Source organism: Bradyrhizobium frederickii (assembly GCF_004570865.1).
GTDB lineage: Bacteria > Pseudomonadota > Alphaproteobacteria > Rhizobiales > Xanthobacteraceae > Bradyrhizobium > Bradyrhizobium frederickii.
In genome coordinates, this window is the sequence record NZ_SPQS01000004.1 from 196,966 (window position 1) to 220,471 (window position 23,506).

General features: G+C 65.2%; 21 protein-coding genes. 7 read left to right on the top strand and 14 right to left on the bottom strand.

Going from position 1 to position 23,506, the window contains the following annotated elements:
- Nucleotides 1-13: 13 nt before the first annotated feature.
- The 5 genes from E4K64_RS08780 to E4K64_RS08800 form a co-directional block, all read right to left on the bottom strand.
- A complete protein-coding gene (locus E4K64_RS08780) occupies nucleotides 14-772 on the bottom strand; it encodes a proteasome-type protease (protein WP_126257829.1) in 759 nt (252 codons plus the stop codon).
- A gap of 191 nt (nucleotides 773-963) precedes the next feature.
- The gene (locus tag E4K64_RS08785) at nucleotides 964-1,371 is read right to left on the bottom strand and encodes a carboxymuconolactone decarboxylase family protein (RefSeq protein ID WP_028141193.1); all 408 of its coding nucleotides are present in this window, start codon (nucleotides 1,369-1,371) and stop codon (nucleotides 964-966) included.
- A 68-nt stretch (nucleotides 1,372-1,439) separates the two neighbouring features.
- Nucleotides 1,440-2,288, bottom strand: coding sequence for a transglutaminase family protein (locus E4K64_RS08790; RefSeq protein WP_126257830.1), 849 nt, complete (start codon nucleotides 2,286-2,288; stop codon nucleotides 1,440-1,442).
- A 168-nt stretch (nucleotides 2,289-2,456) separates the two neighbouring features.
- Nucleotides 2,457-3,401: an alpha-E domain-containing protein gene (locus tag E4K64_RS08795; RefSeq protein WP_126257831.1), complete on the bottom strand. Its 945-nt coding sequence runs from the start codon at nucleotides 3,399-3,401 to the stop codon at nucleotides 2,457-2,459.
- A gap of 4 nt (nucleotides 3,402-3,405) precedes the next feature.
- On the bottom strand, nucleotides 3,406-4,824 hold the full coding sequence (locus E4K64_RS08800; protein WP_126257832.1) for a circularly permuted type 2 ATP-grasp protein: 1,419 nt from the start codon (nucleotides 4,822-4,824) through the stop codon (nucleotides 3,406-3,408).
- A 279-nt stretch (nucleotides 4,825-5,103) separates the two neighbouring features.
- Between E4K64_RS08800 and E4K64_RS08805 the strand changes: the two genes are divergently transcribed.
- The 3 genes from E4K64_RS08805 (at nucleotide 5,104) to E4K64_RS08815 (ending at nucleotide 7,190) form a co-directional block, all read left to right on the top strand.
- The gene (locus E4K64_RS08805) at nucleotides 5,104-5,841 is read left to right on the top strand and encodes a competence/damage-inducible protein A (protein ID WP_135163154.1); all 738 of its coding nucleotides are present in this window, start codon (nucleotides 5,104-5,106) and stop codon (nucleotides 5,839-5,841) included.
- Between the two features lie 41 nt (nucleotides 5,842-5,882).
- Nucleotides 5,883-6,410 (top strand): xanthine phosphoribosyltransferase, encoded by a 528-nt coding sequence (gene gpt, locus E4K64_RS08810; RefSeq protein WP_063195254.1) that lies wholly within the window; start codon nucleotides 5,883-5,885, stop codon nucleotides 6,408-6,410.
- Nucleotides 6,411-6,572: 162 nt separating this feature from the next.
- A complete protein-coding gene (locus tag E4K64_RS08815) occupies nucleotides 6,573-7,190 on the top strand; it encodes a hypothetical protein (RefSeq protein WP_135163322.1) in 618 nt (205 codons plus the stop codon).
- Between the two features lie 25 nt (nucleotides 7,191-7,215).
- Here the strand turns inward: E4K64_RS08815 and E4K64_RS08820 are convergent, their stop codons facing one another.
- Nucleotides 7,216-8,238, bottom strand: a complete 1,023-nt coding sequence (locus E4K64_RS08820; RefSeq protein ID WP_135163155.1) for a methionine synthase — start codon at nucleotides 8,236-8,238, stop codon at nucleotides 7,216-7,218.
- Nucleotides 8,239-8,371: 133 nt separating this feature from the next.
- Here E4K64_RS08820 and E4K64_RS08825 point away from each other — a divergent pair, with 133 nt between their 5' ends.
- The 3 genes from E4K64_RS08825 to E4K64_RS08835 all read left to right on the top strand — a co-directional run bounded on the left by E4K64_RS08825 (nucleotide 8,372) and on the right by E4K64_RS08835 (nucleotide 10,788).
- Entirely contained in the window at nucleotides 8,372-9,073 is a 702-nt protein-coding gene (locus E4K64_RS08825) for a glutathione S-transferase N-terminal domain-containing protein (protein WP_135163156.1), read from the top strand.
- A 129-nt stretch (nucleotides 9,074-9,202) separates the two neighbouring features.
- Entirely contained in the window at nucleotides 9,203-9,811 is a 609-nt protein-coding gene (locus E4K64_RS08830; protein ID WP_135163157.1) for a 2-hydroxychromene-2-carboxylate isomerase, read from the top strand.
- On the top strand, nucleotides 9,811-10,788 hold the full coding sequence (locus E4K64_RS08835) for an NADPH:quinone oxidoreductase family protein (RefSeq protein ID WP_135163158.1): 978 nt from the start codon (nucleotides 9,811-9,813) through the stop codon (nucleotides 10,786-10,788). The genes E4K64_RS08830 and E4K64_RS08835 overlap by 1 nt, the downstream gene beginning before the upstream one ends.
- 103 nt (nucleotides 10,789-10,891) lie before the next feature.
- Here E4K64_RS08835 and E4K64_RS08840 read toward each other — a convergent pair whose 3' ends face one another.
- The 8 genes from E4K64_RS08840 to E4K64_RS08875 all read right to left on the bottom strand — a co-directional run bounded on the left by E4K64_RS08840 (nucleotide 10,892) and on the right by E4K64_RS08875 (nucleotide 21,476).
- Nucleotides 10,892-11,782 (bottom strand): crotonase/enoyl-CoA hydratase family protein, encoded by an 891-nt coding sequence (locus E4K64_RS08840; protein WP_135163159.1) that lies wholly within the window; start codon nucleotides 11,780-11,782, stop codon nucleotides 10,892-10,894.
- 210 nt (nucleotides 11,783-11,992) lie between these two features.
- Nucleotides 11,993-13,414: an amidase gene (locus E4K64_RS08845; protein WP_135163160.1), complete on the bottom strand. Its 1,422-nt coding sequence runs from the start codon at nucleotides 13,412-13,414 to the stop codon at nucleotides 11,993-11,995.
- A complete protein-coding gene (locus E4K64_RS08850) occupies nucleotides 13,407-14,579 on the bottom strand; it encodes a M20 aminoacylase family protein (protein ID WP_126257841.1) in 1,173 nt (390 codons plus the stop codon). Before E4K64_RS08850 ends, E4K64_RS08845 begins: the two co-directional genes overlap by 8 nt.
- 13 nt (nucleotides 14,580-14,592) lie before the next feature.
- Nucleotides 14,593-16,098: a M81 family metallopeptidase gene (locus tag E4K64_RS08855; RefSeq protein ID WP_135163161.1), complete on the bottom strand. Its 1,506-nt coding sequence runs from the start codon at nucleotides 16,096-16,098 to the stop codon at nucleotides 14,593-14,595.
- A 288-nt stretch (nucleotides 16,099-16,386) separates the two neighbouring features.
- Nucleotides 16,387-18,036 (bottom strand): ABC transporter ATP-binding protein, encoded by a 1,650-nt coding sequence (locus E4K64_RS08860; protein ID WP_135163162.1) that lies wholly within the window; start codon nucleotides 18,034-18,036, stop codon nucleotides 16,387-16,389.
- Nucleotides 18,037-18,171: 135 nt separating this feature from the next.
- Entirely contained in the window at nucleotides 18,172-19,059 is an 888-nt protein-coding gene (locus E4K64_RS08865) for an ABC transporter permease (RefSeq protein WP_126257844.1), read from the bottom strand.
- A gap of 21 nt (nucleotides 19,060-19,080) precedes the next feature.
- The gene (locus E4K64_RS08870; RefSeq protein ID WP_167771894.1) at nucleotides 19,081-20,022 is read right to left on the bottom strand and encodes an ABC transporter permease; all 942 of its coding nucleotides are present in this window, start codon (nucleotides 20,020-20,022) and stop codon (nucleotides 19,081-19,083) included.
- Between the two features lie 323 nt (nucleotides 20,023-20,345).
- On the bottom strand, nucleotides 20,346-21,476 hold the full coding sequence (locus E4K64_RS08875; protein ID WP_135163163.1) for a M20/M25/M40 family metallo-hydrolase: 1,131 nt from the start codon (nucleotides 21,474-21,476) through the stop codon (nucleotides 20,346-20,348).
- A gap of 268 nt (nucleotides 21,477-21,744) precedes the next feature.
- On the opposite strand from E4K64_RS08875, the gene E4K64_RS08880 reads away from it, so the two are divergent.
- Nucleotides 21,745-23,355 carry an ABC transporter substrate-binding protein gene (locus E4K64_RS08880; RefSeq protein WP_135163164.1) on the top strand — a complete coding sequence of 537 codons (1,611 nt, stop codon included), beginning with the start codon at nucleotides 21,745-21,747 and terminating at the stop codon, nucleotides 23,353-23,355.
- Nucleotides 23,356-23,506: the final 151 nt, after the last annotated feature.

Here is a 23,506-nt window from a genome sequence, read left to right on the forward strand (position 1 = left end):
TTTTCTCATGTTGTCAGGTTTTCGGTTCTTTTTCGTTCTTGTAGGGCGGCCGCGGAATGTTCTGATGCGCTGCGCGCAGCGCCGCCGACCAGCGCGAGCGCAGGTCGTGGAAATAGGGCTCGCCCGCCTCGATGCGGTGGTTGAGATCGGCCTCGCAGGCATCCGAGCGCACCACCAGCACGTCGATCGGCAGGCCGACACCGAGATTGGAGCGCATCGTCGAGTCCATCGAGATCAGGCCGGTCTTCAGCGCCTCGTAGAGCTCGACGTCGTAATGCATGGCACGATCGAGCACCGGCTTGCCGTATTTGTGCTCGCCGATCTGCAGGTAGGGCGTGTCGGTGGTGCACTCGATGAAATTGCCGGCGGTGTAGACCATGAACAGGCGCATCCGGGAGCCCTTGATCTGGCCACCGAACAGGAAGGAGACGTCGAAGGACACGTCCTCGGACTTCAAGGCAGGGCCTTCGGTGGCGTGCACCGCCCGGATCGCCCGGCCGATGCGCTGGGCGGCCTGGAACATGGTCGGCGCGTTCATCAGCGTCTCGAGCTCGCCCGTATTGGGGTCCTCCAGGCCTTCGGTCAGCGTGGAGAGCACCGACTGGCTGATGGCGAGGTTGCCGGCGCTGGCGATCGCCATGATGCGTTCGCCGGGCTTGGAGAAGATGTGGAGCTTGCGGAAGGTCGAGACGTTGTCGAGGCCGGCATTGGTGCGGGTGTCGGCGATCATCACCAGACCGTCCCGAACCAGAATTCCGCAGCAATAGGTCATTTCCATTCCTCGAACGCGTTTGCGCGGAATTACTAGCCAATTTCAAGGGCCGCTCCAACCCCCGATTCCGGCCGTCATTCCGGGGCGCGACGAAGTCGCGAGCCCGGAATCCATTCATCCACGAACTCTGTGGCCCGATGGATTCCGGGTTCGCGCTGTGCGCGCCCCGGAATGACAGTCATCCTTGTCGTTCAATCCGCTGCATCGACCAGAAACGCCTCGTCGACGGGCACGCCGAGCGCCGTGACCAGCCGGTTGGTCTCCGCGGCCATGCCGACGATGGCGAGCATCTCGGCATATTCGGCCTCGGTCATGCCCTTGGCTCGTGCGGCGGCGGTGTGCGAATGAATGCAGTAGCTGCAGCCATGCGCGATCGAGACCGCCACGTAAAGCATTTCCTTGACCTTGGGATCGAGCGCGCCGGGCGCCATCACCTCCTTGATGCTCTCCCAGGTCCGCCGCAGCGTCTTCGGATCATGCGCCAGCGCGCGCCAGAAATTGTTGACGAAGTCCGACTTCCGCACCTTGCGGATATCGTCGAAGACGGCGCGCGCTTCGGTGGAGAGTTCATCGTCCGAAAGCAGCTTGACGGTTGCCATGTGGTACCTCGCGGGGCAGGTCTGATCCTCGCGAGTGTAGCACGACCCATGTGTTCGGACGGCGGCGCCTAGCCCTGCCGCTGGGATTGCGATTGCGACGGCCCGCCGCGGCCGGCCTGCTCGACCTTCACGGCCACCGTCAGCGTCTCCGTGCCGCCGCCATAGCGGGTGCCGCGCACCGGGGCCGCGCCGAGATAGTCGAGCCCGATCGCGACGCGGACATGGGCGTCGGTGGCGCAGATGCTGTTGGCGGGATCGAAGCCGACCCAGCCGAGATCGGGCACAAAGGCTTCCGCCCAGGCGTGCCCGGCGTCCTGATGCAACAGACCGTCCGCGCGCAGGAAGTGGCCGGAGACGAAGCGCGCCGGCACGCCGCCGGCGCGGGCGCAGGCTATGAAGATGTGCGCGTAGTCCTGGCACACCCCGCGCTTGAGCGTGAACGCCTCCGCCGCCGAGGTGCCGCTATGGGTCGGGTCCTCGTCGAACGTCATGTGGTCGGCAATCTCAGTCATCAGCGTATGCAGGAAGCCGAGCGTGTCGCTCTCGGCCTCGCTGCGCAACTGACGCGCAACCGCCGTCATCGCCGGATTGACGGAGGTGAGGTCGGTCGAGCGCAGGAACATGCCCGCCGGAAAGCGTTCGTCGGCGCCTCGCAGCACGCCGCCGGTATCGTGGGTCTCGATCAGCCCTTCGGCCGTGATCTGGATGTCGCCGACGGGCCCGCAGGACAGCACGTGGGTGACGTTGCCGAACGCATCCTCATGCGTGTCGAGCTTGGTGTCGGTGGAGACGTCGATCTGCCATTCCGCCACATATTGCCCGTCATGGCTGCCGGGAGTCATGCGCAGGATCTGGATCACGCTCGTGGCCGGCGGCTCGTAGCGATAGGTCGTGGTGTGCAGGATTCGCAGGCGCATGGTGGACCGTGTCGTTGGTTGTGAGGCCCGACTGTTGCCGCAAAGAAACTCGTCATGCCCGGGCTTGTCCCGGGCATCCACGCTCTTCCTCGCCGCGTGAAAGCAAGAACGTGGATGGCCGGGACAAGCCCGGCCATGACGGCATCCCATTTTGTCAGTCGATGGACATCAAATCAAATACTGCTTCGTGATGATTTCGCCCAGCCTGGAATTGTCCGTGATGAATTCCTGAATGAATTCATGCACGCCGTGCTGGAAAATGTCGTTCATGTTGCTGTGTTCCAGCCGGTTGCGGATGCCGCGGGCGTGGCGCTGGGCCGCGCCCTGGCGGCCATAGGCGACGCCGATCTGGTCGAGGTTGCGCACGAGATTACCGTAGCAGCTGGCCAGCGAGCGCGGCAGCGTGTCGTTGAGGATGAGCAGGTCCGCGATCAGCCAGGGCTTCAGCGTCTCGCGATAGACCCAGTGATAAGCCGTCAGCGCCGAGACCGAGCGCAGGATCGAGCTCCACTGATAGAAGTCGAGCGGGCCGCCGACATGCTCCTCCTCGGGCAGCAGCACGTGATACTTCACGTCGAGAATGCGCGCGGTGTTGTCGGCGCGCTCGAGGTGCACGCCCATCCGAGAGAACCAATAGGCGTCGTTGCGCAGCATGGTCCGGTAGGCCGAGCCGTCGAAGCGCAGCGAGGTCTCCTGCACGAAGCGGAGGAATTTGGCGAGCTCCTCTCGCGTCGAGGCGCCCTTGCTCCACACCGCCTGAAGCTCGATCCAGGCCGAGTTGATGGTGTCCCACATCTCGCTGGTCAGCGCGGTGCGCACCGAACGCGAATTCAGCCGCGCCGACTCGATGCAGTTCCTGATCGAGGACGGGTTGTCCGCGGAGAACGAGAGGTATTCGACGACGTTGTGCTCGTTGGCTTCCTCGTAGGTCTGATAGAAGCTGGCGGCGACGCCGGCGGTGAGCAGCGCCGAGTCCCATTCATTGGTCTTGCCGATATAGGCGGCGGGAAGCGCGGTGACGCGCAGCGTCGCGTCGATGGTGCGCGCGAGATATTCGGCCCGTTCGACGTAGCGGGCGAGCCAGTAGAGGTTTTCGGCGGTACGCGACAGCATCTGACTACTCGTCCAGGATCCAGGTGTCTTTGGTGCCGCCGCCCTGGCTCGAATTCACCACCAGGGAGCCTTCCTTCAGCGCGACACGTGTCAGGCCGCCCGGCACGATCGTGGTGCTCTTGCTGCCGGTGAGCACGAAGGGCCGCAGGTCGACATGGCGTGGCGCAAGGCCCGATGCCGTGCAGGTCGGGCAGGTCGAGAGCGCCAGCGTCGGCTGCGCGATGAAACCTTCCGGCTCGCGCTTGAGCTTCTCGCGGAATGCTTCGATCGTGGCTTTCGTCGCAGCGGGGCCGATCAGCATGCCGTAGCCGCCGGAGCCGTGCACTTCCTTGACGACGAGCTCGCTTAGATTGTCCAGCACGTAGGCTAGATCCTTCGGCTCGCGGCAGCGCCAGGTCGGCACGTTCTTCAGGATCGGCTCCTCGCCGAGATAGAATTTCACGATGTCCGGCATGTAGGAGTAGATCGCCTTGTCGTCGGCAATGCCGGTGCCGACGGCGTTGGCGAGCGTGATGTTGCCGGCCGCATAGGCCGACATCAGCCCGGGCACGCCGAGCACGGAATCGGGACGGAAGGTGAGGGGATCGAGGAAGTCGTCGTCGACGCGGCGATAGATCACGTCGACCCGCTTCAGCCCTTCCGTCGTCCGCATGAACACTTCGTTGTTCTTGACGATGAGATCGCGGCCCTCGACCAGCTCGATGCCGAGCTTGTCGGCCAGGAAGGAGTGCTCGTAATAGGCCGAGTTGTAGACGCCGGGCGTGAGCAGGGCCACCGTCGGCTCGCTGGACGCGCTTTGCGGCGCGACCGAGCGGAGCGCGGCGAGCAGCTCATCCGGATAGCGCTCGACCGGCGCCACCCTGTGGCGGGCGAACAGGTCCGGAAACAGCCGCATCATGATCTCGCGGTTTTCCAGCATGTAGGACACGCCCGAGGGCGTGCGGGCATTGTCCTCCAGCACGATGAAGTCCTCGGCATCGACGCGGACGATATCGATGCCGGCGATGTGCACATAGACGTCGTGCGGCACTTGCTGGCCGTTCATCTCGGGCCGGAACACCGGATTCTGGAAGATCAAGTCGTCAGGCACGATTTCGGCGCGGAGGATGTCGCGGCCGTGATAGATGTCGCGCAGGAACATGTTGAGTGCGCGCACGCGCTGCTTCAGGCCCTTCTCCAGCAACGTCCATTCCCTGCCGGACATGATCCGCGGGATCACGTCGAACGGGATCAGGCGCTCGGTGGACTCGGCCTCGCCGTAGACCGCGAAGGTGATGCCGATCCGGCGGAACAGGAGCTCGGCCTCCTGGCGGCGATATTCGAGCGCCTCGGGAGGCGTCTCCTTGAGCCAGCGCGCCAGCTCCTGATAGGCGGGGCGAAGGTCCCCGCCGGGAATGTTCATTTCATCAAACGCGACTGCCATAGATCCCGACTTGTCTCCGCAAGGCGTTGCGCCATTGCACAGGCCGCAAGGCCTTGTTGAAGACCGCAACGTCCTGTGGCCATGCGGCAAGAGTGCATGACTTTCATGTGGTAGCAAGGGCCGGGCCAGCGCGATAAGCATGGACTGGCAGCATTTGCCTGGGGTGGCCGGCGGCTTGCCCGAAAAAATGGCGGAGGACTGCTTATTTCGGCAGCAAAACCGCGTGACTTCAACGCGTTACCCCGGCAAAGTCGACGCTACAGGTGAGGGACTTAAGTTATGAGCGAGATCGTCACGGCGGGCATTCTGGTCATTGGCGACGAGATCCTGTCCGGCCGAACCAAGGACAAGAATATCGGTTTCATCGCCGAATACCTGACCAATATCGGCATCGACCTGAAGGAAGTCCGGGTCGTCTCCGACGACGAGGCCGACATTATCGCGGCCTTGAATGCACTGCGGCATCGCTACGCCTACGTCTTCACCACTGGCGGCATCGGGCCGACCCATGACGACATCACCGCCGACAGCGTCGCCAAGGCGTTCGGGGTCGGCATCGACCACCACCCGGAGGTCGTCGCTCGTTTCCGCGAGCGCTGGAGCGAGCAGGATCTCAACGAGGCCCGCCTGCGCATGGCCCGCATCCCCGACGGTGCCGAGCTGATCCAGAGCGCGACCATCCTCGCTCCCGGCTTCAAGATCGGCAATGTCATCGTCATGGCGGGCGTGCCCTCGATCATGCAGGCGATGATGGACATCGTTGCGCCCAAGCTGAAGTCGGGCATGCGCATGCTCTCCGACACGGTGCGCGCCGATGCGCGCGAGGGCGACATCGGCGGTCCGCTGCGGGCGATCGCCGCCGCCCATCCCGACACCATCATCGGCAGCTATCCCTTCATGGACGAGGACTCGAAACCGAACACCAACCTGGTGGTACGCTCGCGCGATCCCGAGAAGCTGACGGCAGCGATGGCTGCGGTGAAGGAGATGCTGGCAGGATTGAACGTCAGCCGTTAAGCCGGCGGCTTGCTGGACGTTTTACGACGCAGGAGACGACAATGGCTGGTGAAGCACCGGAACTGAGCGCACAGGAGCGGGCGGGCAGGGCCTTTCCGGTCTCGTGGGACCAATTCCACCGCGATTGCCGGGCGCTGACCTGGCGGCTCAACGAGGTCGGTCCGTTTCACGCGGTGATCGCGATCACGCGCGGCGGCCTCGTGCCGGCCGCGATCGTGGCGCGCGAGCTCGGCGTGCGCGTGATCGATACGGTCTGTATCGCCAGCTACGATCACGACAAGCAGGGCGAGCTCCAGGTCCTCAAGGGCATTTCGGAACAGGCCATGAAGCTTGGCGGAGGCACCGGCAAGGGGCTGTTGATCGTCGACGACCTCGTCGATACCGGCAAGACCGGCCGGCTGGTGCGCGAGATGCTGCCCGATGCGCATTTCGCAACCGTCTACGCCAAGCCGAAGGGCCGCCCGCTGGTCGACACCTTCATCACGGAGGTCTCGCAGGATACCTGGATCTTCTTTCCATGGGACACCGCGCTGTCCTACCACCCGCCGCTGCGCGACGGGGCGGCATGAGCTTTCTTCACCTCGCCCCGCCTGCGGGGAGAGGTCGCGCCGAAGGCGCGGGTGAGGGGGACTCTCCGCGAGTCCCGCAGTCACCGAATTTGCGGAAGCAGCCCCTCACCCCGACCCTCTCCCCGTAAGAACGGGGAGAGGGAGTGGACCCGCACCATGCCGCTGCCCCTGCAAAACCGCGTCACGCCCACCGGCGACATCATCGCCACTCCGCATCGCGGCATGTTCACCGGCAATCGCGGCATCATCCACGATCCCGCGACGAAGACGCTGCTGACAAAGCGCTGGTCGTCGCCGGCCTGGATCACCTGCCTATGCGAATTCCGCGGCTGGCGGCGACCGGTGATGGCGCGGCGGAGCTGGACCGAGCTGTTCTTTCTCGACGAAGCCACCGCCCTTGCCGCAGGGCACCGCCCCTGCTTCTTCTGTCGCCGCGACGATGCCAACCGCTTCCGCGCGGCATGGGAGCGAGGCAATGGCGCAAGCAAGGTGAGCGCAAAGGCGATGGACGCCCAGCTGCACCGGGAGCGTCTGGACCACGGCCGCAAGCGGTTGCACGCGCTGGAGGTGCCGCTCGCAGACTTGCCGGATGGCGCGATGGTGCAGCAGGCCGAGCAGAGCTTTCTGATGACGACAGGTCGGCCGCTGCTATGGTCGCCCGCCGGCTATGCCCGCTACCAGCGCGAGCTGGAGAGCCCGATGTTGCTGACGCCTCCGTCCACATTGCGCGCGCTGAGCGCGGGATATCGGCCGGCGCTGCATCCGACCGCTCTGGACTAGCAAAGCCGTCTGCGCATCGCCGCCGTCATCCCAGCTTCTCGCGCGCCAGCGCCGCGCCGGCGCCGAGCGCCATCAGCTTGGCTTCGGCGATCTCGCGCCGCATCGGGGCCATGCCGCAATTGGTGGTGGCGATGATGTTGCTCTTGGGCACGAACTTCGACACGGCGTCGATCACCTGAACGACGTCCTCGGCGGTCTCCACCGCGTCGCTGGCGACATCGATCACGCCGGCCTGCACGATCTTGTTCTTCAGGAGCGCGAGCAGCTCGAGCGGCACCTTCGAATTGCGGCATTCGACCGCGACCTGCTGGATCGGGCTCGCGTCGATCGCCGGGAAGATTTGTTCGTATTGCCGCCACTGGCTGCCCAGCGTCTCCTTCCAGTCGGTGTTGGCCTTGATGCCGTAGCCGTAGCAGATGTGCACGGCGGTGGTGCAGGTCAGCCCCTGCGCCGCGCGCTCCAGCGCCTTGATGCCCCAATCGTTGACCTCGTCCATGTAGACGTTGAAGGCCGGCTCGTCGAACTGCACGAGATCGACGCCGTCGGCCTGCAAGGCCTTGGCTTCCTCGTTGAGCAGCTCGGCGAAGGCAAACGCCATCTTGACGCGATCGCCGTAGTAGCGATCGGCGATGGTATCGATGATGGTCATCGGGCCGGGCAGCGTGAACTTCAGCTTCTTCCCGGTATGCGTACGCGCCACCCGCGCCTCGAAGGCATGGACGCGATCCTTCAGGCGGAGCGGCGCGATGACCTGCGGCACCATCGCCTTGTAGCGGTCTTTCCGGATGCCCATCTCGACCTTGTGGGCGAAATCGATGCCTTCGATTTTCTCGAGGAAGCCGTGGACGAAATGCTGACGGGCCTGCTCGCCCTCGGTGACGATGTCGATGCCGGCGTCCTCCTGGATCTTCAGCCAGATCAGCGTCGCATCGCGCTTGGCGCGGACAAGCTCGTCGCCTTGCGACTTCCAGGGCGCCCAGAGCATGTTGGGCTCGGCGAGCCATTCCGGCTTCGGCAAGGAGCCGGCGATCGTGGTTGGAAACAGCATGGCGGCCCTCCCGGCAGGTTGAGTTGCGCCCCTTCCTGCCATGTCCTAACGTCGAGGTACAGAACAACAAAAGTCGTCATTTGGCTGGCGGCATCGACAGGGAAGGCCCGAAGGAAATGCCAAGGGACAGGTCATGATCGACCTCTATTACGCGCCGACACCGAACGGCTGGAAGATCTCGATCATGCTGGAGGAGCTCGGGCTTCCCTACACCGTGAAGCCCGTCAACATCCGCGCCGGCGAGCAGTTCGCTCCTGAGTTCCTGGCGATCTCCCCGAACAACCGCATCCCCGCGATCGTCGACCACGCACCCGCCGACGGGGGCGAGCCGTTCTCGGCCTTCGAGACCGGCGCCATCCTGATCTATCTCGCGGAAAAGACCGGCCGCTTCCTGCCTGCCGATCTGCGCGGCCGCTCGATCACGATCCAGTGGGTGATGTGGCAGATGGCCGGCCTTGGCCCCATGCTCGGCCAGCATGGCCATTTCGCACTCTATGCAGCCGAGAAGATTCCTTACGCGATCGAGCGCTACCGCGACGAGGCGGCCCGGCTCTATGGCGTGCTTGACCGGCAGCTCGAGCAGACCGGCGCCTATGTCGCCGGCGATTATTCCATCGCCGACATCGCCTGCTTCCCCTGGACCATGACCCACAAGGCGCAGGGCTTTACGCTGGACGATTATCCGAACGTCAAGCGCTGGTACGCCGAGGTCCGCGCCAGGCCGCAGGTGCAGGCGGGGCTTGCGATCGGCAAATTCGTCAAAGAGCCGTTCGACGAGGAATCACGCAAGATCATGTTCGGGCAACGGGCTAAGGAAGTGTTGGGACGGAAGTAGACCTGTCATTCCGGGGCGGCGCGTAGCGCCGAGCCCGGAATCCATCGGGCCGCAGCGACGGTGGCGAAATGGATTCCGGGCCTGCGCCTGCGGCGCATCCCGGAATGACAAACAAACAAGGAAACACCCATGATCGAATTCTTCTTCGACTGCTCCAGCCCCTGGACCTATCTCGCCTTCCACAACATCCAGCCGCTCGCCAAGGAGATGGGCGCGGAGATCGTCTGGCGGCCGATCCTGGTCGGCGGCATCTTCAACACCGTCAACCCGAGCGTCTATGCGCAGCGGGAGAAGCCGGTGCCGCTGAAGGCACGTTACATGAAGAAGGATCTTCAGGACTGGGCGCGCGCGGCGGGCCTCGCGATCAAGATGCCGCCGACGGTGTTTCCCGTGAACAGCGTAAAGGCGATGCGCGGCTGCATCTGGCTCGGGAAGGACATGGTGCCGTTTGCGACGGCGGTGTTCCAGGCCTATTGGGGCGGTGACAAGGACATCTCGCAGGACGCCGTGCTGGCCGACATCTGCAAGCAGGTCGGCATCGACGAACAGAAATTCATCGCGGGCATCTCGGAGCAGGGGATCAAGGATCAGCTCAAGGCGAATACGGAAGAGGTGGTCGCCCGCGGCGGCTTCGGCTCGCCGACGATCTTCGTTGGCAAGACCGACATGTATTTCGGCAACGACCGCCTGCCGCTGATCCGCGAGGCGCTCTTGCGCAGCAGGGCGAGCGCGGCCTGATGGTGCGCGCCGTCGTCTGCCGCACGCTCGGCGAGCCCGAAGCGTTGCGGCTCGAGGAGTATCCGTCGCGCGTCCTGAAGCCCGGCGAGGTGCGCGTTGCGATCCGCGCCGCCGGGCTGAATTTTCCCGACGTGCTGATGGCGGCCGGCCAATACCAGCTCAAGCCGGAGCTGCCGTTCACGCCCGGCATGGAAGCCGCCGGCGACGTCACCGAGATCGGTCCCGAGGCAAGAGGCGTTGCCGTCGGCGACAAGGTCATCGTCAAGATGCGGCACGGTGCGTTTGCGGATGAAGCCGTCGTCACGCCGTCGCAGCTCATTCCCAAGCCGTCGACATTCGACTACGCGGAAGCCGCGACTTATCTTGCCGGCCATGGCACGGCCTATCATGCGCTGATTGACCGCGGCCGGGTCGAGCCGGGCGAGGTGCTGCTGGTGCACGGCGCCGGCGGCGGCACGGGATTGGCCGCGGTCGAGATCGGCAAGATGCTGGGCGCGATCGTGATCGCCACCGCATCCAGCGACGAGAAGCTCGCCATTGCGAAATCGCGCGGCGCCGATCATCTCATTCGCTACGACCGCGAGCCGTTCCGCGATGCCGTCAAGCGCATCACCGACGGTCGCGGCGCGGACGTCGTGTTCGATCCCGTCGGCGGCCAGGTCTTTGAAGATTCGATGCGCTGCATCGCCTGGGGCGCGCGGCTCCTGGTGATCGGCTTCACCGGCGGAATCGGTTCGGCCAGGACCAACCTCCTGCTGATCAAGGGCGCCAGCGTGCTCGGCGTGCGCGCCGGCGAGGCGGTACGGAAGGATCCCGCGCTCGGCGAGGTGCGCCTGAAGGCGCTGCTGCAATGGGCGGAGGAGGGCAAGCTGCGTCCCAACGTCTCACACCGCTTGCCGCTGCAAGATTATGCGAGCGCGATGCGGCTTCTGATCGAGCGCAAGGCGATCGGGCGTGTGGCGCTGATGATGGAGTGAAGGTGCGTAGGGTGGGCAAAGCGCAGCGTGCCCACCATCTATCGCGATTGTCGGGAGATGGTGGGCACGGCGCAAGGGCGCCTTTGCCCACCCTACGACAGCGTCACTTGTACTCCCGCTCCGTCCACCACGGGAAATAGTCCGGCATGTCGGTCGAGACCTTGTTCTTGAACTGTGCGGGACGCTTTTCCAGGAACGACACCACGCCTTCCTTCACGTCGTCGGAGCGGCCGCGGGCATAGATGCCGCGGCTGTCGACCTTGTGGGCCTCCATGGGATCGTCTGCGCCCATCATGCGCCACATCATCTGCCGGATCAGCGCCACCGAGACCGGCGCGGTCTTCGCCGCAAATTCCTTGGCGAGCGCGCGGGCGGTCGGCAAGAGATCGTCGGGGGCGACGACCTTGCTGACGAGACGGCCGGCGAGGGCTTCCTGCGCCGGGAAGACGCGGCCGGAATAGCACCATTCCAGCGCCTGCGAGATGCCGACGATGCGCGGCAGGAACCAGCTCGAGGCCGCCTCCGGCACGATGCCGCGCTGGGAGAAAACGAAGCCGAACCGCGCCGCGTCGGAGGCAATGCGGATGTCCATCGCGAGCTGCATGGTGACGCCGATGCCGACCGCAGGACCGTTCACCGCCGCGATCACGGGCTTCAGGCACTTGAAAATGCGCAAGGTCACCTGGCCGCCGCCGTCGCGCACCTGCGGATCGCTGTAATCGACCTTGCCGTCGGCGAGGCGCTTCACCGGACCGCGCCGCGCGTCGCGGTCGAACGTGTCGGCGCCGGAGGAGAGATCGGCGCCCGCGCAGAAGCCGCGGCCGGCGCCGGTGACGATAATGGCGCGGACATTGTCGTCCTTGTCGGCGGCATCGAACGCGTCGATCAGCTCGGACTGCATCTGCGCGTTGAAGGCGTTGAGCTTGTCGGGCCGGTTCAGCGTGATGGTGAGGATCTGCTCGGCGACCTCGTACTTGATCGTCTCGTACGCCATGGTGGTTTCCTTCCCTGTTTCTTTATCGGTCTCTAGCATGTCATTCCGGGGCGCGCGACTTGTCCGCCGAAGCCCGCAGAGCGAAGGCGGAAGCGCGAACTACGGTGCGCAATTGCGCACCCGAGAATCCATCTCTCCGCACCGATTGTGCCGAGGAATGGAGTCCGGGCTTGCGCCAAGAGGGCGCAACCCGGAATGACGAGTGTGCAGTCAACGAGCCGGCGGCTTCGGCCAGGGCCGCTGCGCGCCGCGCAGGCCCTCGAACACCTTGGCCACGCCGAGTACGCCGAGGTCGTCGAAGCGGCGGCCGACGATCTGCACGCCGATGGGAAAACCCATGGCGTCGAAGCCGCCGTTGAGGGAGATCGCGGGGTTCTCCGACATATTCCACGGCACGGTATAGGCAATGTGCTCGAACGGCTTCATGGGATCGTTGGTCGGCGAGGCCCATTCCGCCGGATAGTTCACGTTCGGTGCGGTGGGCGAGATCACATAGTCGAGCTCGCAGAACAGTTTTGCCGCGGCGGCCCGGATCGCCATGGTCTGGTTGAAACCGCGGATCACGTCGACGCCCGAGAGCTTGGCGCCGGACTCGCCCCACTTGAAGATATAGGGCAGCACCTTGGCCTGGTCGGCCGGCGTCAGCTTCGACAGATCGTCCCACATCCTTGCGCGCCAGAAATTGTCGAGGCCGTCGAGCATCTCGCGCGTCAGGATGCCGTCGACCTCGGTGACGACGCTGCCTGCGGATTCGAACGCTTTCGCCGCCTTCACCGCGACTTCGCGCACCGGCTTCTCCAGGGCCAGGCCGCAGCCCGGATCAAGCATCAGGCCGATCCGCAGCTTTCGCGGAGATTTCTCCAGGCCCTTCCAGTTGAGCGGCTCGGCGGGCAGGCTCATTCCGTCGCGCCGGTCGGGCTTTGCGATCGCGCTCATCATCAGCGCGCAATCGTCGACCGTGCGGGTCATGGGACCGGCGACACGGCCGACATAGGTGGGATCGATCGGCACGCGGCCAAAGCTCGGCTTGAGACCGACGAGGCCGCACCAGCCCGCGGGCAGGCGCACCGAGCCGCCGATATCGGTGCCGAGATGCAAGGGACCATAGCCGGCCGCCGCTGCAGCCCCTGCGCCCGCGCTGGAGCCGCCGGGATTCTTGGCGAGGTCCCACGGGTTGCGCGCCAGCGCGTGGAAGCTGGAGAGCCCGGAGGACAGCATGCCGTAATCGGGCATGGTGGTCTTGGCGAAGATGATCGCGCCGGTCTCGCGCAGCCGCGCGGCCGGCGGAGCATCCTTCTCCGCCGGCACCAGCTTGACGCTGGCAGCGCCCAGCGGCACCGGCACGCCCTTGGTCGCGATGTTGTCCTTCACCGTGACGGGCACACCGTCGAGCGCACCGGACGGCTCGCCGCCGGTCCAGCGCGCGGTCGAGGCCTTGGCGGCCTCGCGCGCGCCGTCGGGATCGAATGCATAGAGCGCCTTCAGATGCGGTTCCCACGCCGCGACGTGCGCAAGCACGTCCTCCAGCACCTCGCTCGGCGAGAATTGCTTGGCGCGATAGCCCGCGATCAGATCGACCGCGGACAGGTCGTGCAGCGAGGTGACCGCCTCTTCCGCACGCTTCTTATGCATTGGCACCCACCGGCATCCGCGTCTCGATGATGCGGGCGAACATGCTGGCGCCGATCGGCAGGATCTTGTCGTCGAGCACGAAGCCGGGATTGTGCACCGGCACCGAGCCGTCGTGGCCGACCCAGAAATAGGCGCCGGGAATGGTCTCCAGCATGTCGGCGAAATCCTCGCTGCCCATCTTGGGCTGGGCGCGCGTGATCACGTTGGCGGGGTCGACGATGGTGCGCGCGACTTCCTCGACCACCTTGGACTGCTCGACCTGGTTGACCAGCACGCCAAAGGTGTCGCGGATGTCGACGTCGATCACGCACTGGTAGGCGCTGGCGATGCCGGCGCAGATCGTGCGGATGCGTTCGCTGACCAGGGCGCGGACCTCCTTCGAGAAGGTGCGGATGGTGCCGCAAAGATGCGCGTCGCCCGGAATGACGTTGTAGGCGGAGCCTGCGTGGATTTGGGTGATCGACACCACAGCGGCCTGCAGCGGCTCGACGTTGCGGCTGACGATGGTCTGGATCGCCTGGGCCAGCGTGGTCGCGATGATCACGGCGTCCTTGGAGCGCTCGGGCATCGCGCCATGCGCGCCGTAGCCGGTGATGCGCAGGTCGAAGAAGTCGGCGCTGGCCATCGCCGGGCCCGGCAGGATCGCGATCTCGCCATGGTTGAGGTCGGGCGCGTTGTGCAGGCCGTAGAGCTCGTCGCAGGGAAACTTCTCGAACAGGCCATCCTTGATCATGGCGCGGGCGCCGCCGAGGCCTTCTTCGGCCGGCTGGAAGATCAGGTGCACGGTGCCGTCGAAATTCCTGGTCTCGGCGAGGTAGCGCGCGGTGCCGAGCAGCATGGTGGTGTGGCCGTCATGGCCGCAGCCATGGAATCGGCCGGGGATTTTCGAGCTCCATTTCAGATTGGTGTTCTCTTCCATCGGCAGCGCGTCCATGTCGGCGCGCAGGCCAATGCGCTTGCTGCCGGAGCCCTTGCCCTTGATGACGCCGATCACGCCGGTGCCGCCGAGGCCGCGGTGCACCTCGATGCCCCAGCTCTTGAGCTTGTCGGCGACGATGCCGGAGGTGCGCACTTCCTCGAAGCCGATCTCGGGATGGGCGTGGAGGTCGCGCCTGATGGCAGTGAGTTCGTCGGCATAGCCGTCGATGCGGTCGATCGTGGGCATGGGTCCTGTCCGGTCAGCGTGAGGGAGGAGTGAAAACGGGGCCGTTCGGCTTGATGCGGATGCCCGGACGCAGGCGCGTCCAGGGCAGGGAGGCGGTGTCGGCCGGCATCGCGCCGGGCGCGGCGCAGATCATCAGCTGCTCCGCGATCGGCTCGAAATCGGCGCGGAAGTGCACCGAGCTCTTGTTGACGAGAATCTTCTCCTGCGTCGGCTCGATGCCGACATAGCGGTACATCGCCTGGTCGGCGAGCTGCGCCTTGTACGAGCTCACCACGACGCGGACGTCGCCGATGCGCAAGGCTGCGGAGGGGCCCATCTCCATCTCGCGGCCGCCGTAGTATGGACCCGGTGCGATGAAGCGGCCGTCGGAGAGCATTTCGACCACGAAGGTCTCGGTGTAGGGTTCGTCGCCGGGAATGCCGGACTTGCCGCCGAGCGACAGCGTCACGGTGGCGCCGACGCCGGCCGCATGCGCGGCCTTGGCCGATTCCGGATCGTAGATTGCCCCGGTCGCCGCGCTCGCTCTGTTGCGCACCAGCGCGCGCAGCATGCCTGTCGTGTCGGAATCGCCGCCGGCGCCGGGATTGTCCTGGGTGTCGGCGATGATGATCGGCTTGCTCGCGCGCTTCGCAAGTTCCATGGCGTGGCGCACGCCGTCATCGGGCGTCCAGATCTTGCCGTCGAAATCGTCCTCGTGGCTTTCGACCAGCCTCACGATCGCGTCCGCGGCGCGATCGGCCTCCGCTTGGGTCGTGCCATAGGCGAACACGCTCGGGCCGCAATCGCGGAAGTCGGCGGCGGGAAAGCCCGGCGCGAAAGAGAGCGTCGGGACCGCATCGCTCTCCAGGGCGGCGAGCTTTTCGTAGATGCCCTTGGTGGGCTGGTCGTTGGTGCATTGCCAGCTGATCGGAATCAGGAACGGCAATTGCCGGAACGCCTTTGCGAAACGTTGCTTCGTCTTCAGCAGCAGAGCGAGATGTCGCGCCGAGGCGCGGCCGGTCTCGGCCATGTCGACATGGGGATAGGTGCGATAGGCGATCAGCGCGTCGGCATGCTCCATCATCTCGGGGGTGACGTTGGCGTGGAGATCGAGGCTGGTGACCAGCGGAACGTGCTTGCCGATGACGCGGCGCACGCGCGCCAGGATCTCGCCTTCGCCGTCGTCGAGGTGCTCGGTCACCATCGCGCCGTGCAGGTCGAGATAGACCGCGTCGATTGGGCCCGCGGCCGCGATGCCGTCGACCATCACCTTGACGATGCGCTCGAAGGCGTCCTCGGTGACGTGCGCGGAGGGACTCGCAGCGGCGGCAATCGTCGGAATGAGTTCCCAGCCGTTGGCTTCGGCGCTGTCGACGAAACCGGCGAGGCCGACATTGATGCGCCGCATCACCTTCAGCACGTCGGCCCCCTCGGTCATCGCCGGCCAGCCGCCGCCATGCTGGAAGTCGGCGAAGGTCGCCTTGGTGGGAGCGAAAGTGTTGGTCTCGTGCAGGAAGCCGCCGACGGCGATACGTGTCATCAATTCAAGTCCAGCGTTGGAAAGTGCGCGACGTTAGCCTTGGCGCGAAGGAGAGAGCAAGGCGGGAAGCACTCGCGCCGTGCATAGGGTCAAGACGTTTTGGGAATGCTGCGGATGTTGTCTAACAGAGCGTTCCCACAGTCTCAGTGTCGTCCCCGCGAACTCGGGGACCCATAACCCCAGGGAGGAATTTGGCGACGGCTAGTCGTTCGAGACTAGCACCGTACGCAATTGATAGCTTCCGCGGCATGGGTCCCTGCGTTCGCAGGGACGACAGCGGGAGTGTTGCTACGCGCTCGCCCCCACACTCTCCGCCACCGGCCGGAAGTTCGCAAAATCCCAGCCTCGCCCCGGTGCGGCATCGAGCAGCGCCTTGGTGTAGGCCTGCTTCGGATGCGTCAGCACCTCGGCGGCGGGGCCCTGCTCGACGACGCGACCGTGCTGCATCACCACGACCTCGTCGCAGATTTGCGCCGCGACGCGCAAATCGTGGGTGATGAACAGGATGGCGATGCCGAGCCGCGTCTGGATCTCGTCGAGCAGGTCCAGCACCTGCGCCTGCACCGAGACGTCGAGCGCGGAGACCGCTTCGTCGGCGACCAGCACGTCGGGATCGAGCGCGAGCGCGCGGGCAATGGCGATGCGCTGGCGCTGGCCGCCCGAGAACTGGTGCGGATAGCGCGACACCGCATCGGCGGGCAGGCCGACCAGCTCAAGCAGCTCGCGGGCGCGTTTCATCGCCTCGGTGTGCGCGACGCCGTAATTGATCGGGCCTTCGGCAATGCTCTCGCCGACCGTGACGCGCGGGTTGAGCGAGCGGTAGGGATCCTGGAACACGATCTGGATCTTCTGCCGGTGCGGCTGCAGCAGGCGCCGCGAGATGTCGGCGATCTCGCGGCCGGCAAGGCGGACGCCGCCGGAGGTCGGGTCGATCAGGCGCACGATGCAGCGCGCCACCGTCGACTTGCCCGAGCCGCTTTCGCCGACGATGCCGAGCGTGCGGCCCTTGCGCAGGGTCAGCGTCACCTTGTCGGCGGCAACGACCTCGCGGCCTTTGCCGAAGAAGGCGCGCTCCTTATAGACCTTGCTGAGCTCGTTGGCTTCCAGCACGACCGGCTCCTTGGTCTCGGGTCGCGCCGCGCGCGGCACCAGGCTCGGCACCGCAGAGAGCAAATTGCGGGTGTACTCCATGGTGGGATTGCGCAGCACGGTGTCGAGCGGGCCGGTCTCGACCAGGCGGCCCTGCCGCATCACCGCGACGCGGTCGGCGATTTCGGCGACCACGCCCATGTCGTGGGTGATGAACAGCACCGCGGTGCCGTGATCGCGCTGCAGCTCGCGGATCAAGGTCAGGATCTGCTTCTGCGTGGTGACGTCGAGCGCGGTGGTCGGCTCGTCGGCGATCAGCAGCTTCGGCTCCAGCACCAGTGCCATCGCGATCATGATGCGCTGGCGCTGGCCGCCGGAGAGCCGGTGCGGGTAGGAGGCGAAGATGCGCTCGACCTGGGGCAGGTGGACCTGCTCCATCATGTCGAGAATGCGCTTCTTGCGCGCCTTGGCGTCGAGGCTGGTGTGCGCGCGCAGCACTTCGTCGATCTGACGGCCGACCGGTACCACCGGATTGAGCGCGGTCATCGGCTCCTGGAAGATCATCGCCATCTGCGTGGCGCGAAGCTGTCGCAGGCGGCGGTCGGTGGCGGCGAGCAGCTCCTCGCCGACCAGCTTGATGCTGCCGGCGGTGGGCACCAGCGTGCCCTTCGGCAGCAGGCCCATCGTGGTGAGCGAGGTCACCGACTTGCCCGAGCCGCTCTCGCCGACGAGACACAGCGTCTCGCGCTCGCGCACCTGGATCGAGATGTCGTCGATGATCTTCGGTCCGCCCGGCTTCTTGCCGACGGAGACGACGAGGTTGTTGATGTCGAGGATGATGTTGGTCACGTCAATTCTCTCCGCCGTCATTCCGGGGCGCGACGAAGTCGCGAGCCCGGAATCCATTGGGCCGCAATTCGCGTGGTGAAATGGATTCCGGGTTCGCGCCAAGGCGCGCGCCCCGGAATGACCGTGCTGCTTGGCTCACTTCCCCTCCCGCTGCTTCATGCGCGGATCGAGGGCGTCGCGGGCGGCGTCGCCGATCAGATTGATGCTCAGGATGGCGATCGAGAGCAGGAGGCCCGGCCAGAAGATCAGCGACGGCTTGATCTGGAAGTACTGGCGGCCCTCGGCCATGATGTTGCCCCAGGTCGGCGTTTCCGGCGAGATGCCGGCGCCGAGGAAGGAGAGGATCGCCTCGGTGAGGATGGCGCTGGCGCAGATATAGGTGCCCTGAACGATCAGCGGCGCGACCGTGTTCGGCATCAGGTGCCGCCACATGATCTTCGGCAGGGACGAGCCGACCGAGATCGCCGCCTCGACGTAAGGTTCCTCTCGCGCCGACAGCACGACGGAGCGCACCAGGCGCGCGACGCGCGGAATCTCGGGGATGGTAATCGCGATCAGCACGGTCCAGAGGCTGGCGCCGGACAGCGACACCACGGCGATCGCGAGCAGGATGCTCGGCATCGCCATCAGGCCGTCCATGACACGCATCAGTACGGCATCGACCAGCTTGAAGAAGCCGGAGACGAGGCCGATCGCGAGGCCGATCACGATCGACAGGATCGCCGAACCGATGCCGATCAGCAGCGAGATGCGGCCGCCATAGAGGACGCGTGAGGCCACATCACGGCCATAGGCGTCGGTGCCGAGCAGGAATTGCGCGGACGACGGCTTCAGCCGTTGCGACGGCGAGAGCTGGATCGGGTCATGCGGCGCGATCAGCGGCGCGAGGATCGAGACCAGCACGATCAGCGCCAGCAGGACCGTCGCCATGGCGATGATCGGCGTCGAGGTGAGGAAGCCGAAGCGCGGTCGCAGCGGCGAGGTGATCGGAATGGACGACTGGGGAAGGGTTTCGACCGACATGTTTGTTCTTCAATCCTTGCCTCAGTACCGGATCCGGGGATCGAGCAGGGTGTAGGCGACGTCGATCAGAAGATTGACGACGACATAGATCAGCGAGGTCAGCAGGATCATCGCCTGGATCACCGGATAATCGCGCGCCAGCACCGCATCGACGGTGAGGCGGCCGATGCCGGGAATGTTGAACACGCTCTCGGTGACGACGACGCCGGAGATCAAGAGCGCAAAGCCGGTGCCGATCACGGTGATCACGGGCACGGCGGCGTTGCGCAGCGCGTGGCGCATCATCACGGCAACCTCGTTGATGCCTTTCGCACGCGCCGTTCGCACATAGTCTTCGCCGAGCACGTCGAGCATCGCCGCGCGCGTCATGCGCGCGATCAGCGCGATGTAGATGAAGGACAGCGCGCAGGTCGGCAGGATCATGCGCTCGAAGAACGGCCCGAAGCCGTTGAAGATGCTGCGGAAGCCCTGCACCGGCACCCAGCGCAGCTCGATTGCGAACACCTGGATCAGGATATAGCCGACCACGAACACCGGCACCGAGAAGCCGAGCACGGACAGCCCCATCACGAAACGGTCGATCCAGGTGCCGTGCTTCCACGCCGCGATCACGCCCAGGGGAACCGCGACCATCACGGCGAGGATGATGGTGCACAGCGCGATCGAGATCGAGGGCTCGACGCGTTGGCCGATCATCTTCATCACAGGCAGATTGGAGATCAGCGAGGTGCCGAGATCGCCGTGCAGCAGCTTGTTGACCCAGGTGATGAACTGCACGATCAGCGGCTCGTTGAGGCCGAGCGAGGTGCGGATGCGCTCCAGCCGCTCTGGCGTCGCATTGTCGCCGGCGAGGATCGCGGCCGGATCGCCAGGGGTGAGGCGGAGCAGGAGGAAGACGAACAGCGCGACGACGCCCATCACGGGCACGGCGGCGAGGATTCGGCGAAGGAGATATCCGAGCAAGTTGGATCCGTCAGATTAGAGTCAAATCGGGGCAGCGAACGAGGGTCTGTTCTGCCACCAGCCTAACATTTCAGCAATTCCCGTGCCATCTGGGCCACAGTTTTTGCAGTGCGGTCAGCTGTTTTGGGGAGGCGTAGGCCCTTCGATGCTCTGTCATTCCGGGTTCGACGCTTCGCGCCGCCCTGGAATGACGGCTGCGCCGTCACTCCAGCTCGTAGTAGGGTGGGCAAAGCGGAGCGTGCCCACGGTTCGTCCATTTGGCAGAATGGTGGGCACGGCGCTACGCGCCTTTGCCCGCGAAGAGCTACGAAATAGCTGCACCGTCACTCCAGCGTCGCCAGCAGTCCGGCCATCAACCGACCGCGTTCAACGAGACTCTCGACCTCGATATACTCCTCCAGCGTGTGGCCGTTGCCGCCGCGCACGCCAAGGCCGTCGAGCGTCGGGATGCCCATCGCACCGGTGAAATTGCCGTCGGAGCCGCCGCCGGAACTCGCATGCGGTAATTCCGCGCCGAGAGATTTGGCGATGCCGCGCGCTTTCTCGTACAGCGCCATCGTGCCCGCGTCCGGCTCCCACACCGGGCGCGTCACGCCGCGCGTCACCTTGAAGGTGACGTCGTTGGTCGTGCCTGACAGCGCCAGCATCCGCTCGACGCCGCGGTCGAGATCGGCCTGCCGTTTGGCCATGGAGAGCGCTTCGCCGGTGGCGGTGGTGGCAACGCAATTGACCCATTGCCCGCCATGCACGACGCCGACCGAGAAGGTGCAATCCTCCGTCGTCATCGCGTCGATCGCGAGGATCTGCCGCGCCATCTCGCGGATCGCCGAGCGTCCCGCCGACAGCGTCGCGCCGGCGTGACTCGGCCGCCCCGTCGCCTCGAGATTGAAGCGTGCGATGGCGTAACGTCCGGTGGTGACGCCGTTGTCGGCACGGCCGGGTTCGGGCACCAGCACATATTTGTTGCGCGCGGCTTCCGCCTCGATGATGTCGCGTGTCGAAGGCGTGCCGACTTCCTCATCCGGCGTGAACAGCACGGTAATCGGCAGCGGCGTGGTGACGGATGCGCGCGCCAGCTGCCGGATCGCTTCCAGCGAAAGGTAGTTGCCGCCCTTCATGTCGTAGATGCCGGGGCCGTAGCACTTGTTGCCCTCGCGCCGCCATTTCAGCTTCTCGATGGTGCCGACCGGATGAACGGTATCCATGTGTCCGGCGATCAGGATGCCGGGCTCGCCCTGTTTCGGATGCGGAAAGCGCGCGCGGATCACGCCGCCAAAGCCTTGCCGGCCTGCGATGCGCTCGATCGTCGCACCCATGATGGCCATATCCCGCGCCGCGATATCGAGCATCCTGTTGACGGCGTCGGCATCCCAAGTCGGGCTCTCGCATTCCACCCAGGTGCGCAGGCCTTCGAGCATGGCCTCGGAATCGAAGGGAAGATTGGCTGGATTCATCTCAATGTCTCTCAAGCTTCGAAAGATGGAACGCGCATTGCATCGCCGTGGGCGAGACGAGCGGAGAGTGTTGTAGTGCCAAACCGATCGTTGTGGAGCCCGTGCCCGCGCCGCCAGGGCCTGCAGCGAAACCGGATTGACGCGCTCGGCACTGTCTGCAAGTCTCGAAAGATAAAGGCATTGCATGGGGTTAGTTCGCCCAAGGAACGAACCACATGCTCAATCAATAACCCGCCTTTGAACAGTTTCACGTCAGGAGAAACTTTTTATGTTGCACTTCATGCGCCGGGGGCCTCGCGCGTTTGCCTCCAAACTTGCGCTGTCTGTCGTCGCGCTTTCGACGGCGCTCGCCTCGCCGGTGCTCGCGGCTGGCAAGACCATTACGGCGGTGATGCATTCCGATCTGCGCATCATCGATCCGATCTTCACCACGGCCTACATCACGCGTGACCACGGCTACATGGTCTACGACACGCTGGTGGCGCCCGATTCGAGCTTCAAGATCCAGCCGCAGATGGCGGATTGGAAGATCTCCGACGACAAGCTCACCTACACCTTCACGCTGCGCGACGGCCTGAAGTGGCATGACGGCGCGCCGGTGACGGCGGAAGACTGCGTCGCTTCGCTGAAGCGCTGGGCCGCGGTCGACGGCATGGGCCAGAAGCTCATGGACTTCACCGCGAGCATCGAGGCGACCGACGCCAAGACCATCACGCTGAAGCTGAAGGAGGCTTACGGCCTCGTGCTCGACTCCATCGGCAAGCCGTCCTCACGTGTCGCCTTCATGATGCCGAAGCGTCTCGCCGAGACGCCGGCGGACAAGCAGATTCCCGAGCAGATCGGTTCGGGTCCCTTCAAGTTCCTGCAGTCGGAATTCCAGCCGGGCGTGAAGGCGGTCTACGTCAAGAACACCGACTACGTGCCGCGCAAGGAGCCGGCGAGCTGGACCTCCGGCGGCAAGGTGGCGAAGGTCGACCGCGTCGAATGGATCACCATGCCGGACTCGCAGACCGCGGTGAACGCGCTGCAATCGGGCGACATCGATTTCATGGAGAACCTGCCCTACGACATGTTGCCGGTGCTGGAGGCGAACAAGGAGATCACGATCGAGGTCCTGAATAAGTTCGGCTATCAGACGCTCGGCCGGATGAACTTCCTCTATCCGCCGTTCGACAACGTGAAAGTGCGACGTGCTGCCTTGCTGGCCATGAACCAGAAGGACGTGCTCGACGCATTGGTCGGCAATGCCAAGTATCAGAAGATCTGCGGGGCGTTCTTCATTTGCGACACGCCGTTTGCGACCGAGGTCGGCGGCGAGACGCTGGTGAAGGGCAACGGCATGGCGGAAGCCAAGAAGGCGCTGGCCGAGTCCGGCTACGACGGCACCCCGATCGTGATCATGGCGCCGGGCGACGTCACGACGCTGAAGGCGCAGCCGATCGTCGCGGCCCAGCTGCTGCGCGAGGCCGGCTTCAAGGTCGACCTGCAAGCGACCGATTGGCAGACCGTGGTGAGCCGTCGCGCCAGCCAGAAGCCACCGAAGGAGGGCGGCTGGAACATGTTCTTCACCAACTGGGTCGCGCCCGACGTGTCCAACCCGATCGCCAACCTCTCGATTGGCGGCCAGGGCAAGAAGGGCGGCTGGTTCGGCTGGGCGGAAGATCCCAAGATCGAGCAGCTCAAGGACGCCTTCGTCCGCGCGCCTTCGATCGACGAGCAGAAGAAGATCGCGGCCGACATCCAGAAGGAAGCCTATGAGCAGGTGATCTACATCCCGCTCGGGCAGTACCTCCTGCCGAGCGGCTGGCGCAAATCGCTGACCGGCGTGCTCGACGGCCCGGCGACGCCGCTGTTCTGGAACGTCGACAAGTCGGAGTAGGCGACCGCGCCTACGCCTGAAAGCGAAAGGCGCCGCGGGTGGAACCGCGGCGCCTTTTTCTATGCGATGATATCGGTCTCAATCAGCAGTGGCTGTCGCGCACCTGCTCGAGGCCTTCACTTGCGAATGGCAGGCTTCGGTCCGGCCGCTC

Coding starts and splice junctions, on each gene's coding strand:
- E4K64_RS08780 (WP_126257829.1), bottom strand. CDS start 772: ATGACCTATTGCTGCGGAATTCTGGTTCGGGACGGTCTGGTGATGATC.
- E4K64_RS08785 (WP_028141193.1), bottom strand. CDS start 1,371: ATGGCAACCGTCAAGCTGCTTTCGGACGATGAACTCTCCACCGAAGCG.
- E4K64_RS08790 (WP_126257830.1), bottom strand. CDS start 2,288: ATGCGCCTGCGAATCCTGCACACCACGACCTATCGCTACGAGCCGCCG.
- E4K64_RS08795 (WP_126257831.1), bottom strand. CDS start 3,401: ATGCTGTCGCGTACCGCCGAAAACCTCTACTGGCTCGCCCGCTACGTC.
- E4K64_RS08800 (WP_126257832.1), bottom strand. CDS start 4,824: ATGGCAGTCGCGTTTGATGAAATGAACATTCCCGGCGGGGACCTTCGC.
- E4K64_RS08805 (WP_135163154.1), top strand. CDS start 5,104: ATGAGCGAGATCGTCACGGCGGGCATTCTGGTCATTGGCGACGAGATC.
- gpt (WP_063195254.1), top strand. CDS start 5,883: ATGGCTGGTGAAGCACCGGAACTGAGCGCACAGGAGCGGGCGGGCAGG.
- E4K64_RS08820 (WP_135163155.1), bottom strand. CDS start 8,238: ATGCTGTTTCCAACCACGATCGCCGGCTCCTTGCCGAAGCCGGAATGG.
- E4K64_RS08825 (WP_135163156.1), top strand. CDS start 8,372: ATGATCGACCTCTATTACGCGCCGACACCGAACGGCTGGAAGATCTCG.
- E4K64_RS08830 (WP_135163157.1), top strand. CDS start 9,203: ATGATCGAATTCTTCTTCGACTGCTCCAGCCCCTGGACCTATCTCGCC.
- E4K64_RS08835 (WP_135163158.1), top strand. CDS start 9,811: ATGGTGCGCGCCGTCGTCTGCCGCACGCTCGGCGAGCCCGAAGCGTTG.
- E4K64_RS08840 (WP_135163159.1), bottom strand. CDS start 11,782: ATGGCGTACGAGACGATCAAGTACGAGGTCGCCGAGCAGATCCTCACC.
- E4K64_RS08845 (WP_135163160.1), bottom strand. CDS start 13,414: ATGCATAAGAAGCGTGCGGAAGAGGCGGTCACCTCGCTGCACGACCTG.
- E4K64_RS08850 (WP_126257841.1), bottom strand. CDS start 14,579: ATGCCCACGATCGACCGCATCGACGGCTATGCCGACGAACTCACTGCC.
- E4K64_RS08855 (WP_135163161.1), bottom strand. CDS start 16,098: ATGACACGTATCGCCGTCGGCGGCTTCCTGCACGAGACCAACACTTTC.
- E4K64_RS08865 (WP_126257844.1), bottom strand. CDS start 19,059: ATGTCGGTCGAAACCCTTCCCCAGTCGTCCATTCCGATCACCTCGCCG.
- E4K64_RS08875 (WP_135163163.1), bottom strand. CDS start 21,476: ATGAATCCAGCCAATCTTCCCTTCGATTCCGAGGCCATGCTCGAAGGC.
- E4K64_RS08880 (WP_135163164.1), top strand. CDS start 21,745: ATGTTGCACTTCATGCGCCGGGGGCCTCGCGCGTTTGCCTCCAAACTT.